Source organism: Mesorhizobium sp. M0152, from assembly GCF_040322415.1.
Taxonomy (GTDB): Bacteria; Pseudomonadota; Alphaproteobacteria; order Rhizobiales; family Rhizobiaceae; genus Mesorhizobium.
This window is the reverse complement of record NZ_JAMYTH010000004.1, coordinates 255,709-270,523: the sequence shown is the minus strand read 5'-3', so window position 1 is coordinate 270,523 and position 14,815 is coordinate 255,709. Positions and strand designations below refer to the sequence as shown.

Sequence of the window (14,815 nt, the reverse complement as noted above, 5' to 3'; positions counted from 1 at the left end):
AAGGTGAATGAATGATCGACGGTGGGGAGGCGTTCCGGAAGCTGGCGCTCAACGTCGCCCGCTATACAGGCCTCGCACCGCTGGCCAAGCCGTTTGTCGGCGGCATCGGTGCCATCCTGATGTTGCACCGTGTGACGGCGACTCCCGAAAAGCCCGACAGCGTCAACCGGCATCTCAACATCGCGCCGAGCTTCCTCGACGCCGTGGTCGCCGGCATGAAGGCGGACGGCTACGCCTTCGTGTCGATGGACGAGGCGGTCGAGCGTATCAAGGCAGGCGGCAAGGGCGGCCAGTTCGCCACCATCACCGCCGACGACGCCTATCGCGACAACATGACCGAGGCGCTGCCGATCCTGGAGAAGCATGGCGCGCCGATCACCATCTATGTCGCGCCCGGGCTGATCAACGGCACCGCGGATCTGTGGTGGGACGTGGTCGAGGATATCGTCAATGCGCGCGACCGGCTGACCCTGTCGACGCCGAACGGCCTAACCGTGATCGATTGCGCGACCGCTGCCAGGAAACACCAGGCCATCGCCCGGTTGTACGCCTATCTCACCACGCAAGTGCGCGAGGAAGACCAGCGCGCCGTACTGCGCCAACTGGCTGATGCCAATGGCGTCGACATGGAACGGCCACGTCTCAAGACGTTGTTGAACTGGGACGAGATCCGCAGCATCGCTACGCATCCGCTGGTGACGATCGGAGCCCATACGATCAATCACACCAATCTGAAGCGGCTTTCCGAATCCCATGCGCGGCACGAGATCGGCGCCGTGAAGGGCATGCTGCGGGCCGAGCTTGGCCAGGAGCCGCGCCATTTCGCCTATCCCTACGGCTATGCAAGCGCCGTCGGCTGTCGCGAAGTGGGCTTTGCCCGCGACGCCGGCTATACCTCGGCCGTGACCACTCGCCATGGCGTGCTGCGCGCCGAACATGCCGGCTTCCTGCATGCGCTTCCGCGCATTTCAGTCAACGGCCGCTACCAGAGCCTCGCTCACATCCGCACCATGCTGTCGGGCGTGACGACGCCGCTCGCTAATGCCGGCAAGCGGGTGGTTACCGTCTGACGGCGATTGTGCGGGCCGCGCCTCAGCGCTTGGCCCGTGGCTCCAGCATCAACCATTTGATGATGCCCATGGCCGGCAGTACCCAGAGCAGGCCGCTCAGCAGGAAAAACAGGAAATGCACCCATGGGCCGGCATCCGACAGCCGGGCGACGGCGAAGATCGATGCGACCAGCGCATAGATGACGACCAGCGCCACCAGGAGCAACATTCCGATCAGTTTTTTCAGGCGAATGGGCATGGCACGGTCTCGTTGACGGCTATCGCTTAGGCCGAACGCAAGACGCGCGCAACCCGCGACGGGCGGCGCGACGGCGTGCCGCGCCGCATGGTCTTGCCACCACCGGTACGATGGTCCACCAATCCGCGACATTCAACCTGCCGGGATAATCCATGGCCGCCATCACTGCCGCCGCGCCTTACGATATCCGCGACCGCGACCTGCGCAACAGGGCGCTGGTGCGCGGCTGGCTCTACGTCGTGCTTCTGGTGCTGTTCGCGCTGGTGCTGGTAGGGGGCGCGACCAGGCTTACCGAATCCGGCCTGTCGATCACCGAATGGCAGCCGATCCATGGCATCGTTCCGCCACTCAACGACGCCGAGTGGCAGGAGGAATTCCAGCTCTATCAGCAGATCCCGCAATATGCCGAGCTCAACAAGGGCATGAGCGTCGAGGCATTCAAGTCCATCTTCTGGTGGGAATGGGCACACCGTCTCTTGGCCCGCGGTGTCGGCCTGGTCTTTGCCTTGCCGCTGCTGTTCTTCTGGGTGACGCGCCGCATCGAGCGCGGCCTTGAGCCAAAACTGGTAGGCATTCTGCTTCTCGGCGGCCTTCAGGGCGTCATCGGCTGGTGGATGGTGGCGTCTGGCCTTGTCGACCGCGTGTCGGTCAGCCAATACAGGCTGGCCACGCACCTGACGCTAGCGTCGCTGATCTTCACCGCCACCATGGTCGTCGCGCGAGGGCTGGCGCCGCATTCCGAGCCCGCCGCCGATCGCCGGACGCAGAGGCTGGCCGGCTTCATCGTGCTTCTGGCGCTGATCCAGATCTATCTCGGCGGCCTTGTCGCCGGGCTCGACGCCGGCATGAGCTACAACACCTGGCCGCTGATGGACGGCAAGATCATTCCCGGCGACCTGCTGATCCTCGACCCGGCATGGCGCAATTTCTTCGAAAGCCCGAAAACGGTTCAGTTCATCCATCGGCTCGGCGCCTATACGATCTTCGCCGTGGCACTCTGGCACATGATTGCCACGCGTTTGCGCCTGCCAGGCTCAACACACGCCCGCCGCGCGACGCTGCTGTTTCTGCTGGTGCTGGTGCAGGCCTCGATCGGCATCGGTACGCTGCTGATGGAGGTGCCGCTCCATATGGCGCTGGCGCATCAGGGGTTCGCGCTTGTCGTGCTGGGCTTCGCCGCCGCGCATTGGCGCGGCACCAAGGGCGCCTATCCCTTGCCGACACAAATAGCGCTGAGAAGCTGAGGCTTTTTTCGGCGCTTAGAAGCTTGCCCGCACCGTGCGGATCGCCGCGGCGATCGACAGCTCGCGATTCTCTTCGACCGCATTGTCGTCCTCGCGATGCCAGGACGCCGACAGGCAGCCATAGGCGATGGCATGGTCGAGAATCGCGGACGGCGGCCGCGCGGCTGGCTGGCGATCGATCCAAAGGGTGTTCTCGGCGACCCCGGCTTCGACGCCGCGAACATGTTCTACAACCCGCTCGACCGGACAATCTCTGCCTCGATCCGCGGCGCGTCGCGCATATGGCCGAGACATCTGCCAGAACGCTCGGCCAGACGCACTTCCATCAGAGGCCGAGCATCAGGTCCATGTTCTGGACAGCCGCACCCGAGGCACCCTTGCCGAGATTGTCGTAGACCGCCAGCAGCAGCGCCTGCGCGCGCTTGTCGTTGGCAAAGACATAGACCTTCATCCGGTTGGTGCCGTTGTAGACCTCCGGGTCGATCTCCGGGACGCGCTCCAGATGCACATAAGGCGCCACCTCGACCACGCCACCCTCGATGGCGGCGAAGTGGTCGGCGATGGCCGCATGGAGCTCCGCACCCGTCGGCACATGGTCAAGACCGCCGAGCTGCAGCGGCACCACCGTGATCATGCCTTGCGCGAAGTTGCCGACGGCCGGCTGCATGATCGGATCATGCGAAAGCCTGGCATAGGCCCTCAGTTCGGGCACATGCTTGTGCTGCAGGGTGAGGCCGTAGGGCAGGAACTCCGAGGCGTCCTCGCCCTTGGCGACATAATCCTCGATCATCGGCCGTCCGCCGCCCGAATAGCCTGTAATGCCATTCACCGTGACCGGGAAATCAGCCGGCAGCAGGCCGGCGGTAACCAGCGGCCTGAGCGTCGCGATCGGTCCCTGCGGCCAGCAGCCGGGATTGGCGACGCGCTTGGCCGAGGCGATCTTCTTCGCCTGTCCCTTGTCCATTTCGGCGAAGCCGTACTCCCAGCCTTCGGCCACGCGATGCGCTGTCGACGCATCGATGACCTTGGTGGTGCCGTTGGCGATCAGCGAAACGCTTTCCTTCGCCGCATCGTCCGGCAGGCACAGGATCGCTATATCGGCGGCATTGAGGAACTCGGCGCGCGCCGCTGTTTCCTTGCGGCGCTCGACGGGAATGGAAATGATCTCCAGGTCGCCACGCTCGGCAAGCAGCGCCCGGATCTGCAGACCGGTGGTGCCGTGTTCGCCGTCGATGAAGATTGTCGGTTTCATTGCCTGATCAAATTCCCTGGTATTTCAAGGCTATATGCCTTGACCTTGATTCACCGCGGCACCGCTGTGGTTGCCGTTGTTCAGCTCTTCCTGCCGGGCCTTTCGCTCCGCCAACAGGCCGAGATACTGCATGGCCACCATCGAGCCGGCGATCGCCGTTATATCGGCGTGATCGTAGGCCGGCGCAACCTCTACGACATCGGCGCCGACAATGTCGATCTGGTTGAGCTGGCGCAGCGTCGACAGGATCTTGGCCGAGGACGGCCCGCCGGCAACCGGCGTGCCAGTTCCGGGCGCATAGGCCGGATCGAGGCAGTCGATGTCGAAGGTCAGATACGTCTTCTTGCCGCCGGTGCGGTCGACAATGGCGTAGGCGATATCCGACGCGCGCATCTCCTCGATCTCATGGCCGTGGAGAATCTTGATGCCGAACGTGTCGGGCGCATGGGTGCGAATGCCGATCTGGATCGAACGGTCCGGATCGATGATGCCTTCCTTGACCGCTCGGCCGACGAAGGAGCCGTGGTCGATGCGTTTGCCGTCATCCTCCCATGTATCCTGATGCGCGTCGAACTGCACTAGGGCGAGCGGGCCGTGGATGGCGGCATGCGCCTTCAGCAGCGGCCAGGTGACGAAATGATCGCCGCCCAGCGTCAGCAGGAAGGCGCCCGACTTCAGGATCTTCGCCGCTTCGCGCTCGATCGTTCCCGGCGTCTTCTGGTGGTTACCGCTGTCGAGCAGACAATCACCATAGTCGACCACCGCGAGATGCTCGAACAGGTCGCGTGAAAACGGGTATTGCGGGTCATTGTCGAGGATCGCCGAGGCGCGGCGTATAGCCTGCGGCCCGAAACGGGCGCCGGGCCGGTTAGTGACGGCGGCATCGAACGGGATCCCCCACACCACCGCGTCCGCGCCCTTCACGTCCTTCGTGTATTTGCGCCGCATGAACGACAGCGCGCCGGAATAGGTCGGCTCAAGGGCGCCGCCCGTTTTGGAACGGGCGGTGAAGGCGTGGTCGATGTTCTTGGTCGCCATTAAGGATCCTCGTTTTTCATCGGGGTGCAACAACTACAGAACCGGCAAGGAAGATGCCAGTCACAGTCTGGGGAGACGAAGCGCGGCCGCCCAGGCGCCACGGCAAGACAGGATTTGTATCATCATGACGCAGACGGCGTTTCTTAATCCTCCCCATGCCGTGATGTCGACCCAAGCCGGCGATCCCGCGACGGGTTTCGGTGCCGGCTGGATGGGCGTGGCGGCAATCCTTGTCATGCTCGTCGCCACCATCGCTGCCTCTTGGGTCACCTGGCGCTTCATTGAAATGCCGGCCATGGCCTGGTTCCGCCGGCTCTCGAAACGCATCTGACGCGAACGCATTACGAACATCCTAGCCGGCTTCGTTCACCTGGATGTCACGGGCATCGCCTATCCCCGGCTCGATCCGGCAAGGAGCGATTCTCGATGCGGACCCTTTGGCTGAGCCTTCTGCTTTCAACCGCACTTGCGGTCTCCGTCACCCAAGCACTGGCGGGTGAAACCCGCGCCAGCCGGATCCTCGATCGCTTCGAACACGCAAACCAGTGGCGCGACCATGTAATGGTCGCCGCGCATCGCGCCGGCAGCATGCAGGCAGGCAAGACGCTTTATGCGGAAAATTCGCTCGCCGCCGTGGAGGGCTCGATCGCCATGGGTGCCGAGATCATCGAGGTGGACATCAGGCGCTCCAGGGAGGGTGAGTTCGTCGTCATGCATGACAGCTGGCTCGACCGCACCACGACCTGCAAGGGCGAGGTGGCCAAGCGCACGCTGGCCGAATTGAGGAGATGCCGGCTGGTGATCGAAGGCACCGGAATTGTCACCAATGAGACGGTTTCGACGCTGCGCGAGATGCTGATCGCGGCCAAGGGCAAGATTCTCGTCAATCTCGACAACAAGCTCGATGTTGGCGACCTCTCAGGCATGATCGCGGTCGCTCGCGACCTCGCCATGGCCGAACAGGTCATCGTCAAGGAGAACCTCTGGAACTCTACCCGGATTGCGACGGTGAAAGCCGCCATGGACGCGATCGGCGGCGGCTTCCAGTTCATGCCGATCATCGCCGACGACGCGGTCCATGATTCTGGTTTTGCCGAGGCGGTCGACCGCGCTTTCTCATCGCGCGCGATCGAACTGATCAACTGGCGGGCTGGTGCCGAAAAACTGACCGAAACCGGCGGACCACTGTTCAGCACGCGCATGCGCGCCGCCGCGGTGCGGGGCGACTGGCACATCTGGGCCGACACCTATGCCATCGTGAACAAGCCGGGTGGTTTCCTGGCGGGCGGCCGCGGCGACGAACTGGCGGTGCAGGCCAGTCTGCCGCGCGAAGCCTGGGGCTTCTGGGCCGACCGCGGCGCCACCATCATCCAGACCGACGAACCGAAGGCAGCCATCGAATGGCTGGCGACGAACGGTTACCGCGTGCCTTATGGCGATGATTCACGGTCGGCTGAGCCCGCGAATACGGCGAGCATCAACTGATATTCGACGTGAATGCTTCCCCCCACCGGCGCTGCGCGCCGACCTCCCCATCCGCCCTGCGAGCATTCTGCAAATGCTGACGGCTGCCGGTGGTCTGAATCCAAGGCGCGACCTCGCATCTCCCCTTGATGGGGAGGTCGCACCGCAGGCGCGGGTGGGGTGATCGGCGAACCCTAAAAAGGAAAGGCCGCCCGGAGGCGGCCTTTCGATTGTCTGAAGCTGCGTTGCGCTTAGCGCTTCGAGAACTGGAACGACCGGCGGGCTTTCGCCTTGCCGTACTTCTTGCGCTCGACGACGCGGCTGTCGCGGGTCAGGAAGCCGCCCTTCTTGAGCACGGCGCGTAGCGCGGGCTCGTAGTAGGTCAGCGCCTTGGAGATGCCGTGACGCACCGCGCCCGCCTGGCCCGAGAGGCCGCCGCCGACGACAGTAGCGACGATGTCGTACTGGCCCGAACGGTTGGAGGCGATGATCGGCTGGTTGAGGATCATCTGCAGGACAGGACGCGCGAAATAGCTCGCAAATTCCTTGTCGTTGACGACGATCTTGCCGGAACCCGGCTTCACCCAGACGCGCGCGATGGCGTTCTTGCGCTTGCCGGTGGCATAGGCGCGGCCCGACTTATCGAGCTTCTGGACGTGGACGGGGGCGGCGGCCTGCGTGTTGGTGTTGCCGGTTGCGGCGCCCAGTTCTGCGAGCGAGGAAAGCTCAGCCATCTTATGCGACCTTCTTGTTCTTGGAATTCAGCTTGGCCACGTCGAGGACTTCTGGCTGCTGGGCGACATGCGGATGCTCGGCGCCTGCATAGACGCGCAGGTTCTTCATCTGGCGACGGCCGAGCGGGCCGCGCGGGACCATGCGCTCAACGGCCTTCTCGACGACACGCTCGGGAAAACGACCCTCGAGCAGCTGGCGCGCGGTGCGCTCCTTGATGCCGCCGGGGTGGCCGGTGTGCCAGTAATAGACCTTGTCGGTGAACTTCTTGCCGGTGAACACCACCTTGTCGGCATTGATGACGATGACGTTGTCGCCGTCGTCGACATGCGGAGTGAAGGTCGGCTTGTGCTTGCCGCGAAGATGATTGGCGATGACAGTGGCGAGACGGCCGACGACGAGACCCTCGGCGTCGATCAGGATCCACTTCTTCACCACATCCGCAGGCTTCTGCGAAAAGGTTGTCATGGTTTTCTGCTTTCGGTTCGGACCTTCATAAGGGAAGGCGTTTCTTGTTGCTTGGATTGGCGAAGGTTGCCCGCCGCCAATAACAAAACGGCGGCCTTTGCGGGCCGCTGCTTCGTGAGGGGGCTTATAGGTGAGGGGGTAGCCCTCGTCAAGCATCATTGGCGGTCCATGAAAACGAAAAGTCATTAAATTTCAATGATTAACCTATGTGGTATTATTTTACAACACGGCCAACCGCCAAAATCGCTGGTATTCGCTCACCGCCGGCCACTCGTCACGGCAAGCAGGAGTCTGATGCCGATGGCGACCATGATGGCTCCGGCCAGCCTTTCCTGCCACACGACGAAGTTGCTTCGGCGCGACAGCCAGCCGCCGACCGCGCCAGAGGTCAGCGCTAAAGCGCCGAGGACAACCATTCCCATCATCTTCATAGTCGCGCCGAGAATGACGAACTGCAACGCCGGTGGACCAGCCCAAGGGTGAACGAATTGCGGCAGCACCGCCAGCATGAAGGCAAGCGTCGTCGGATTGGTGAGATTGCAGATCATGCCCTGCCAGAAAACAGCTGCAACGCCACTTGTGTTAGCAAAGGCAGAGGCATGATTTTCATCCTGCCGGTGCGCCAACAGGAATTTGAGCCCGATCGCGATCAGATAGATGGCGCCGACGATTTGGAGAAGGTTGTAAAGAGGCGGCGAGGATGTGATCAGCGTGGCAAGTCCCATCGCAAGTAATGGAATTTGCACGACGCCGGCCGATACGCAGCCTGTCGCGGCCGCCAGCGCCTGACGCCAGCCCTGTCCGACGCCGCGACTGATCACAAGCATCATATCGGGCCCAACGCCGGAAAGCTGGTAGACAAGCACGGCGCCGAGAAAGGCAAGGTAGGTTGTCAGATCGGGCATGCCGCAAAACGAACCTGTCGATGGGGAGTTCCGGCCAAAGCCTCGGATCGGTCTTCCGTGCGTGTCAGCGTTTCGGCGGGATCGAATAGGTGCCGGTAGCATGCGCCACCGTATGTCCCTCAGGCCCGGCGACGATGTCGATGTCGAACACCATCAGGCTCTTGCCCAGCTTCAGGATGCGGCAATGGCCATCGATTGGTCCGGCCTCGGCCTTGCGGACGAAATTGATGTTGAGATTGGTGGTGACGGAGAGCGCATCCGGCCCGGCATGGCTGAGCACGCAGGCATAGCCGCCGATGTCGGCCAGCGTGAACAGCGACGGGCCGGATACCGTACCGCCAGGACGCAGATGCCGCTCGCCGGCATTGAGCCGCACAATGCAGCCGCCCGGGAACACGTCGATCGTCTCGTAATATTTGAACTGCTCATTGAGCTGCGGGTAGACGGTTTCCATCAGCGTGTTGACTTGTGATGCGGTCAGCACCGGCTTGAGGTTGGTCTGGGCGGGCATGTCGGTCCCTCTTTTGGGCCAGCCTGTATGAGCGTAGCGGAGTGTTTCTGGCAACACCTCCCGGCGCAAGCAATGAGTGTTGGACGAAACCCGATCCGATATTAGATATTCTGCCAGCCCGACCGGAATCGCGGAGACCTTATCCATGGCCGAAATCCTTGCCATCAAGCCTGCCGCTGTCGAGGGTCCTGTCGCGGCAAGGCTGGACAAGGGCGTGCTGCGCCTGACGCTTGCCAATCCGCCCGCCAATGCTTTGTCGCTGGCGGTCATGGCGGCGCTGACGGCGGAGCTCGACCGCGCCAAGGCCGACAAGGCCGTCCGCGTCATCGTGCTGTCGGCGGCTGGCAAGGTGTTCTGCGCCGGCCATGATCTCAAGGAAATGACGGCGCGGCGCGCCGACGCCGATCATGGCAAGGCATTCTTCGAAGCGACCTTTGCCGCCTGCGCCGCGCTGATGCAGGCGATCGTGCGGCATCCCTTGCCTGTCATCGCCGAGGTCGACGGCCTGGCGACGGCGGCGGGGCTGCAGCTGGTCGCCAGTTGCGACCTGGCGATCGCCTCGCATGAGGCGACCTTCTGCACACCGGGCGTCAACATCGGCCTGTTCTGCTCAACGCCGATGGTGGCGCTGTCGCGCAACGTCTCCCGCAAGCATGCGATGGAGATGCTTTTGACCGGCGAGACGATCGATGCGGCGACCGCCAAGGAATTCGGCCTGGTCAACCGCGTCGTGCCGCGCGAGTACCTGAATCAGATCGTTACCAAATACGCGCAAACCATTGCTTCCAAATCATCCCTGGTGGTCAAGACCGGCAAGGAAGCGTTTTACGCGCAGGCCGAGATGGGGCTGGCGGACGCCTATGCTTATACCGGACGCGTGATGGTTGAGAACATGCTCGCGCGCGACGCCGAGGAAGGCATCGGTGCCTTCATCGGCAAGCGCAAGCCCGAATGGACGGAGGAGTAATACGGGAGGATAGATCATGGAACCGCGCATCTCCATCATCACCATCGCCACCGACGATCTCGACCGCGCCGTGCGCTTCTACGAAGCGATGGGCCTGAAACGGCATGCCGGTATCACCGAAGGCGTCGCCTTCTTCCAGATGGGCGGCGTCATTCTCGGCCTGTTCCCGCGCGCCAGCGCCGAGGAGGATTCCGGCATCACCTTCGCCGAGGCGCCGTCGGCGGTCTATCTCGCCTACAACACCCGCTCCGACGCGGAAGTCGACGAGGTGCTTGCGATGGCCGAGAAGGCCGGCGGCCGCATCGTCAAGCCGGCCGGCCGCGCCTTCTGGGGCGGCTGGTATGGATATTTCGCCGATGCCGACGGGCATGTCTGGGAAGTGGCGCACAATCCGGCCTTCCCGATCGCGGAAGACGGCACGATTTCGCTGCCCGCTTGATGGCTTACCGCAAGCAGCTGACGCGGCTCAAGTCACCCTATCTCAAGCGTATCCTGCTTGACCCGGCGCGGGTCGAGGATTGGGAAAAATATCCTTGGAGCCTGCCGCTGTTTCGAAGCCGCGATTTCGAACTCGAATTCACCACGCCGATCACCATCATCGTCGGCGAGAACGGCACCGGAAAATCGACGCTGCTCGAGGCAATCGGCGCTTTGGCCGGTTATGACGAAGCCGGCGGCGGCAAGGGCTACCGCCCGGTCGACCATTCCGGCGCCATCGACACAAGCGGCGCCGCGCTGGCAAACACCTTCCGCGGTCAATGGCTTCCAAAGGTCACCGCCGGCTGGTTCTTTCGCGCCGAATCTTTCTACTCCGTCGCCCGCTATCTCGACCAGGCTGCGCTGGAAGACCCCTTCGGGCCACCGCCGCCGGATTTCCTGTCCTGGTCGCATGGCGAGGGATTTATCCGCTTCTTCGAGGAGCGCTGCCGCAGGCAAGGCATCTATATTCTCGACGAGCCTGAAAGTGCGCTCTCTCCGTCACGGCAGATCGAACTGCTCAAGATGCTGCGGCGCATGGATCAGTCAGGCACCGCGCAGGTGATCATGGCGACGCATTCGCCGCTGCTGATGGCTTGTCCCGGCGCGCGGCTGTTCCGCATCAGTGGCTTCGGGCTCGACCCGACAGATTTTCGTGATACGGACCACTTCCGAATGATGCGCGATTTCAGCAATGACCCAGATGGTTTTCTGGCCGAGGCATTGTATGAGGACAGGCATGAACCACGATAGTTACGACAATGCCTACATCGCCGGCATCCTCAATTCGGTGAAGACCATCGCCATGGTCGGTGCATCGGCCAATGATGTGCGGCCGAGCTATTTCGTGCTGAAATACTTGCTGGCCAAGGGATATCAGGTGTTCCCGATCAATCCTGGCCAGGCCGGAAAGGAAATCCTCGGCCGGATGACCTATGCCAGGCTTGCCGATGTTCCGGAACCGATCGACATGGTCGATGTCTTCCGTGCGAGCGCGGCAGTGCCTGGTGTCGTCGACGAGGTGTTGCGGCTCGATCCCTTGCCGAAAGTCGTCTGGACGCAGCTTGGTATACGCCATGACGAAGCCGCCGCGCGCGCCGAAGCCGCCGGCGTCAAGGTGGTGATGAACCGCTGTCCCAAGATCGAGTACGGCAAGCTTTCAGGCGAGATCGGTTGGACCGGCGTCAATTCCGGCGTGCTGTCGTCGAAGAAGCCGCTGATGCGCCAGGGATTCCAGAGTTTCGGCGTGCGCCAGAAGTAGGCGAGGCGAAGGCGCAAAATTATTCCGGCCAGCGCCGTATTTTCCTTCTGCTTGATCGAAGGTTCGACGCCGAAGGGTATTTTCTTCTTTGCATTCCGGGTCCGCCTTCGCCAAGAATGCCCGGCGAATTTCAGAAGGTTTTTGAGGGAGGTTTTTCAGTGACCCGCACGCCTGGTTTCAACACGCTCGCCGTCCATGCCGGCGCCAAACCCGATCCGGCCACCGGCGCGCGCGCCACGCCGATCTACCAGACGACTTCCTTCGTCTTCGACGATGCCGATCACGCGGCCTCGCTGTTCGGACTGAAAGCCTTCGGCAACATCTATACCCGCATCATGAACCCGACGCAGGCCGTTCTGGAAGAGCGCATCGCCGCCCTCGAGGGCGGAACGGCCGCGCTTGCGGTCGCGTCCGGCCACGCCGCGCAGGTGATCGTGTTCCACAATCTGATGCAGCCGGGCGACAATTTCGTCGCCGCCAACAAGCTTTATGGCGGTTCGATCAACCAGTTCGGCCATGCCTTCAAGAACTTTGGCTGGGAAGTGCACTGGGCCGATACCAACGACATCTCGACCTTCGAAAGCCAGATCGACGACAGGACCAAGGCGATCTTCATCGAGAGCCTCGCCAATCCGGGCGGCACTTTCGTCGACATCGAGAAGATCGGCGACATCGCGCGCAAGCATGGCCTGCCGCTGATCGTCGACAACACGCTGGCCTCGCCCTACCTGATCCGGCCGATCGAGCACGGCGCCGATATCGTCGTCCATTCGCTGACCAAGTTCATCGGCGGCCACGGCAATTCCATCGGCGGCGCCATCGTCGATGGAGGCACGTTCGACTGGTCGAAGTCGGGCAAATACCCGATGCTGTCGGAACCGCGTCCCGAATATGGCGGCCTCGTGCTGCATGAAACCTTCGGCAATTTCGCTTTCGCCATCGCCGCGCGGGTGCTCGGCCTGCGCGATCTCGGCCCGGCGATCTCGCCGTTCAACGCCTTTCTCATCCTGACCGGGCTGGAAACCTTGCCGCTGCGCATGCAGCGTCACTGCGACAACGCGATTACGGTCGCCGGCTGGCTATCCAACCACCCCAAGATCGCTTGGGTGAACTATCCCGGCCTGCCGAGCGACAAGAACAATGCCTTGCAGAAAAAGTACTCGCCGCAAGGCGCCGGTGCCGTATTCACTTTTGGCCTCAAGGGCGGCTATGAGGCCGGCATCAAGTTCGTCGAGGCGTTGGAACTGTTCTCGCACCTGGCCAATGTCGGCGACACCAAGTCGCTGGTCATTCATCCGGCATCGACCACGCACCGCCAGCTTTCCGACGAGCAGAAGGTCAAGGCCGGAGCCGGCCCGGACACCGTGCGGCTTTCCGTCGGCATCGAGGACGTCACCGACATCGTTGCCGACCTCGAACAGGCACTCGCCAAGGTCTGATCTTTCACCGTCCCCCTTTAGGGAGCGGCGCGCAGCGCCGGGTTGGGGTGAGCCGCCCCAACCCCGGCTTTTGATGGAGACAGGTTCTTGTCCGCGCATTATCAGGCAATATCGACCGACGCCGTCGAACCCGAATCCGGCGCCCCGGCGCCGGACCGGCTGATCTCCGGCGACCCGAAATTCCGCACCTGGAATGTCGAGGAGCGGGACGGCGGCCTCTACGCCGGCATCTGGGAATCGACTCCCGGCAAGTGGCGCATCGTCTATGACGAATGGGAATTCTGCCACATCCTGTCCGGCGTTTCAGTGATCGCGGAGGAGGGCGGCGAAGCGCGCACAGTCAAGGCCGGTGACAGCTTCGTGCTGAGGCCCGGCTTCAGGGGCAGTTGGGAAGTGCTTGAAACGACTCGCAAGGAGTATGTGATCAAGCTTTGATCACTTAGCCGCGCCCACCCTTATGAAGACAGTCTCATCGCAGGCTCGCGACTGCTCAAAAGCCGACGGCGAGCGTTTCCAGCCCATGGAAATGGTAGGTGTCGCGGAAGCGCGGCTGTTCGGCAAGATAGAGCTTCGAATGCCGATCGAACAAGGTTTTCAGCGATACCTGCAATTCGAGCCGGGCGAGCGGCGCACCGATGCAGAAATGGATGCCGGCGCCGAACGACACATTCTTCTGGTCCGCACGATCCGGCCGGAAGACCAGCGGTTCGGCAAAGGCGCCGGGGTCATGATTGGCCATGCCAAGCAGCAAACCGATCTTCTGGCCCGGCTGCACGACGATGCCGGGGGCGATTTCGATCTCCTGATAGGCATAGCGCATGAACATGTGCAGCGGGGCGTCGAAGCGCAGGCATTCCTCGACCGTTGCCGCGGTCGCTGCCGGTGAGGTGAAGAAACGGCGTGGGTCGCCGCCTTGCGCCAGGATCGAGCCGACCGCGTTGCCGGTCTGATGCACGGTCGCTTCATGGCCGGCGTTGAGCAGCAGGATCGCCGAGGACACCATCTCGTCCTCAGTCAGCTTCTGGCCGTCCTCCTGCGCCGAAATCAGCAGCGACAGCAAATCGTCGCCGGGGTTCCGGCGCCGCTCGGTGACGTAGCCGCGCAGGAAATCGGCGAATTCGCTCGCCGCGAGGTTGGCCGTCTCCTCGGTTTCGCGCGGGCGGCCATGCATGTACATGGCCACCATCTTGTGCGACCAGTCGAGCAGTTGCGGTCCCATTTCGACCGGCACGCCGAGCATTTCGGCGATGATGGTGATCGGCAAAGGGGCGGCGAAGGCGGGCAGCAGGTCGACAGGTCCGGTCGGATCGAAGCGGTCGATCAGTTCATTGGCCAGTGCCTCGACACGCGGCCGCAGCCGTTCGACCTGCCGCGAGACGAAGGCGCGGTTGACCAGCGTCCGCAGCCGCGTGTGCACGGGTGGTTCCAGCTCAAGCATCGAATTGGCCTCGATGCCGTCGAAGGCGCCGAGGTGGGTCCGGTCCTGGCCGGCGCCGCGGCTGTCGGGAACCCCGGCCGGGTTCTGGCGGCCGAAGCGCCGGTCGCGCAGCAGCCGGTTGACGTCATCGAAACCGCCAAAACACCAGAAGCCGAATTCCTCCCAGAAGAATGCATTCGATGCGCCGTGCAGAAACCCGTAGGCCTCGTAGGGGTTCTGGAAGAAAGCCGGCTCGTGCGGGTCAAGCCTGAGGTGGCGCGTGGCTGGATCAAAGGCGAGATAAGGGAGCGTCAATTTGGTCATGCCAGATC

18 protein-coding genes and 2 pseudogenes are annotated in these 14,815 nt (G+C 62.8%); 11 read left to right on the top strand and 9 right to left on the bottom strand.

What is annotated here, in order from left to right; genetic code table 11:
- Positions 1 to 11 precede the first annotated feature (11 nt).
- Positions 12 to 1,070 carry a polysaccharide deacetylase family protein gene (locus tag NKJ26_RS06850; RefSeq protein ID WP_352694677.1) on the top strand — a complete coding sequence of 353 codons (1,059 nt, stop codon included), beginning with the start codon at positions 12 to 14 and terminating at the stop codon, positions 1,068 to 1,070.
- A gap of 22 nt (positions 1,071 to 1,092) precedes the next feature.
- Here NKJ26_RS06850 and NKJ26_RS06845 read toward each other — a convergent pair whose 3' ends face one another.
- The gene (locus NKJ26_RS06845) at positions 1,093 to 1,308 is read right to left on the bottom strand and encodes a DUF2842 domain-containing protein (protein WP_352602495.1); all 216 of its coding nucleotides are present in this window, start codon (positions 1,306 to 1,308) and stop codon (positions 1,093 to 1,095) included.
- Positions 1,309 to 1,460: 152 nt separating this feature from the next.
- Between NKJ26_RS06845 and NKJ26_RS06840 the strand changes: the two genes are divergently transcribed.
- Positions 1,461 to 2,552, top strand: coding sequence for a COX15/CtaA family protein (locus NKJ26_RS06840; protein ID WP_352694675.1), 1,092 nt, complete (start codon positions 1,461 to 1,463; stop codon positions 2,550 to 2,552).
- A gap of 15 nt (positions 2,553 to 2,567) precedes the next feature.
- Here the strand turns inward: NKJ26_RS06840 and NKJ26_RS06835 are convergent.
- A pseudogene (locus tag NKJ26_RS06835) lies at positions 2,568 to 2,705 on the bottom strand (3'-kinase); the annotation flags it as partial.
- Between NKJ26_RS06835 and NKJ26_RS06830 the strand changes: the two are divergent.
- A pseudogene (locus NKJ26_RS06830) lies at positions 2,703 to 2,869 on the top strand (aminoglycoside phosphotransferase family protein); the annotation flags it as partial. The pseudogenes NKJ26_RS06835 and NKJ26_RS06830 overlap by 3 nt on opposite strands.
- A gap of 8 nt (positions 2,870 to 2,877) precedes the next feature.
- Here NKJ26_RS06830 and argC read toward each other — a convergent pair.
- Both argC and speB read right to left on the bottom strand, forming a co-directional pair.
- Entirely contained in the window at positions 2,878 to 3,804 is a 927-nt protein-coding gene (gene argC, locus NKJ26_RS06825) for an N-acetyl-gamma-glutamyl-phosphate reductase (protein WP_352694673.1), read from the bottom strand.
- 30 nt (positions 3,805 to 3,834) lie between these two features.
- Complete coding sequence (gene speB, locus NKJ26_RS06820) at positions 3,835 to 4,842, bottom strand: agmatinase (protein WP_352694671.1); 1,008 nt, start codon at positions 4,840 to 4,842, stop codon at positions 3,835 to 3,837.
- Between speB and NKJ26_RS06815 the strand changes: the two genes are divergently transcribed.
- Both NKJ26_RS06815 and NKJ26_RS06810 read left to right on the top strand, forming a co-directional pair.
- Entirely contained in the window at positions 4,826 to 5,173 is a 348-nt protein-coding gene (locus NKJ26_RS06815; protein WP_352602487.1) for a hypothetical protein, read from the top strand. The two genes, speB and NKJ26_RS06815, sit on opposite strands and share 17 nt — an antisense overlap.
- A gap of 95 nt (positions 5,174 to 5,268) precedes the next feature.
- Complete coding sequence (locus tag NKJ26_RS06810; RefSeq protein WP_352694669.1) at positions 5,269 to 6,327, top strand: glycerophosphodiester phosphodiesterase family protein; 1,059 nt, start codon at positions 5,269 to 5,271, stop codon at positions 6,325 to 6,327.
- 230 nt (positions 6,328 to 6,557) lie between these two features.
- Here the strand turns inward: NKJ26_RS06810 and rpsI are convergent, their stop codons facing one another.
- From rpsI to NKJ26_RS06790, 4 genes are all read right to left on the bottom strand, one after another.
- Positions 6,558 to 7,040, bottom strand: a complete 483-nt coding sequence (gene rpsI, locus NKJ26_RS06805) for a 30S ribosomal protein S9 (protein WP_027028053.1) — start codon at positions 7,038 to 7,040, stop codon at positions 6,558 to 6,560.
- 1 nt (position 7,041) lies between these two features.
- Positions 7,042 to 7,506: a 50S ribosomal protein L13 gene (gene rplM, locus NKJ26_RS06800; protein WP_010915638.1), complete on the bottom strand. Its 465-nt coding sequence runs from the start codon at positions 7,504 to 7,506 to the stop codon at positions 7,042 to 7,044.
- Between the two features lie 257 nt (positions 7,507 to 7,763).
- Positions 7,764 to 8,411, bottom strand: coding sequence for a LysE family translocator (locus NKJ26_RS06795; protein ID WP_352694667.1), 648 nt, complete (start codon positions 8,409 to 8,411; stop codon positions 7,764 to 7,766).
- A 64-nt stretch (positions 8,412 to 8,475) separates the two neighbouring features.
- Positions 8,476 to 8,922 carry a PaaI family thioesterase gene (locus NKJ26_RS06790; RefSeq protein WP_352694665.1) on the bottom strand — a complete coding sequence of 149 codons (447 nt, stop codon included), beginning with the start codon at positions 8,920 to 8,922 and terminating at the stop codon, positions 8,476 to 8,478.
- Between the two features lie 145 nt (positions 8,923 to 9,067).
- Here NKJ26_RS06790 and NKJ26_RS06785 point away from each other — a divergent pair, with 145 nt between their 5' ends.
- The 6 genes from NKJ26_RS06785 to NKJ26_RS06760 all read left to right on the top strand — a co-directional run bounded on the left by NKJ26_RS06785 (position 9,068) and on the right by NKJ26_RS06760 (position 13,501).
- Positions 9,068 to 9,889, top strand: coding sequence for an enoyl-CoA hydratase (locus NKJ26_RS06785; protein WP_352694663.1), 822 nt, complete (start codon positions 9,068 to 9,070; stop codon positions 9,887 to 9,889).
- Positions 9,890 to 9,905: 16 nt separating this feature from the next.
- Entirely contained in the window at positions 9,906 to 10,328 is a 423-nt protein-coding gene (locus tag NKJ26_RS06780) for a VOC family protein (protein WP_027028057.1), read from the top strand.
- Positions 10,328 to 11,119, top strand: coding sequence for an AAA family ATPase (locus tag NKJ26_RS06775; RefSeq protein WP_352694661.1), 792 nt, complete (start codon positions 10,328 to 10,330; stop codon positions 11,117 to 11,119). The genes NKJ26_RS06780 and NKJ26_RS06775 overlap by 1 nt, the downstream gene beginning before the upstream one ends.
- Positions 11,106 to 11,627 (top strand): CoA-binding protein, encoded by a 522-nt coding sequence (locus tag NKJ26_RS06770; RefSeq protein WP_352602470.1) that lies wholly within the window; start codon positions 11,106 to 11,108, stop codon positions 11,625 to 11,627. Before NKJ26_RS06775 ends, NKJ26_RS06770 begins: the two co-directional genes overlap by 14 nt.
- 158 nt (positions 11,628 to 11,785) lie before the next feature.
- Positions 11,786 to 13,066, top strand: a complete 1,281-nt coding sequence (locus NKJ26_RS06765) for an O-acetylhomoserine aminocarboxypropyltransferase (protein WP_352602468.1) — start codon at positions 11,786 to 11,788, stop codon at positions 13,064 to 13,066.
- Between the two features lie 87 nt (positions 13,067 to 13,153).
- Positions 13,154 to 13,501: a cupin domain-containing protein gene (locus NKJ26_RS06760; protein ID WP_352694659.1), complete on the top strand. Its 348-nt coding sequence runs from the start codon at positions 13,154 to 13,156 to the stop codon at positions 13,499 to 13,501.
- 55 nt (positions 13,502 to 13,556) lie between these two features.
- On the opposite strand, the gene NKJ26_RS06755 is transcribed toward NKJ26_RS06760, so the two are convergent.
- Positions 13,557 to 14,807: a cytochrome P450 gene (locus NKJ26_RS06755; protein WP_352694657.1), complete on the bottom strand. Its 1,251-nt coding sequence runs from the start codon at positions 14,805 to 14,807 to the stop codon at positions 13,557 to 13,559.
- Between the last annotated feature and the right edge of the window lie 8 nt (positions 14,808 to 14,815).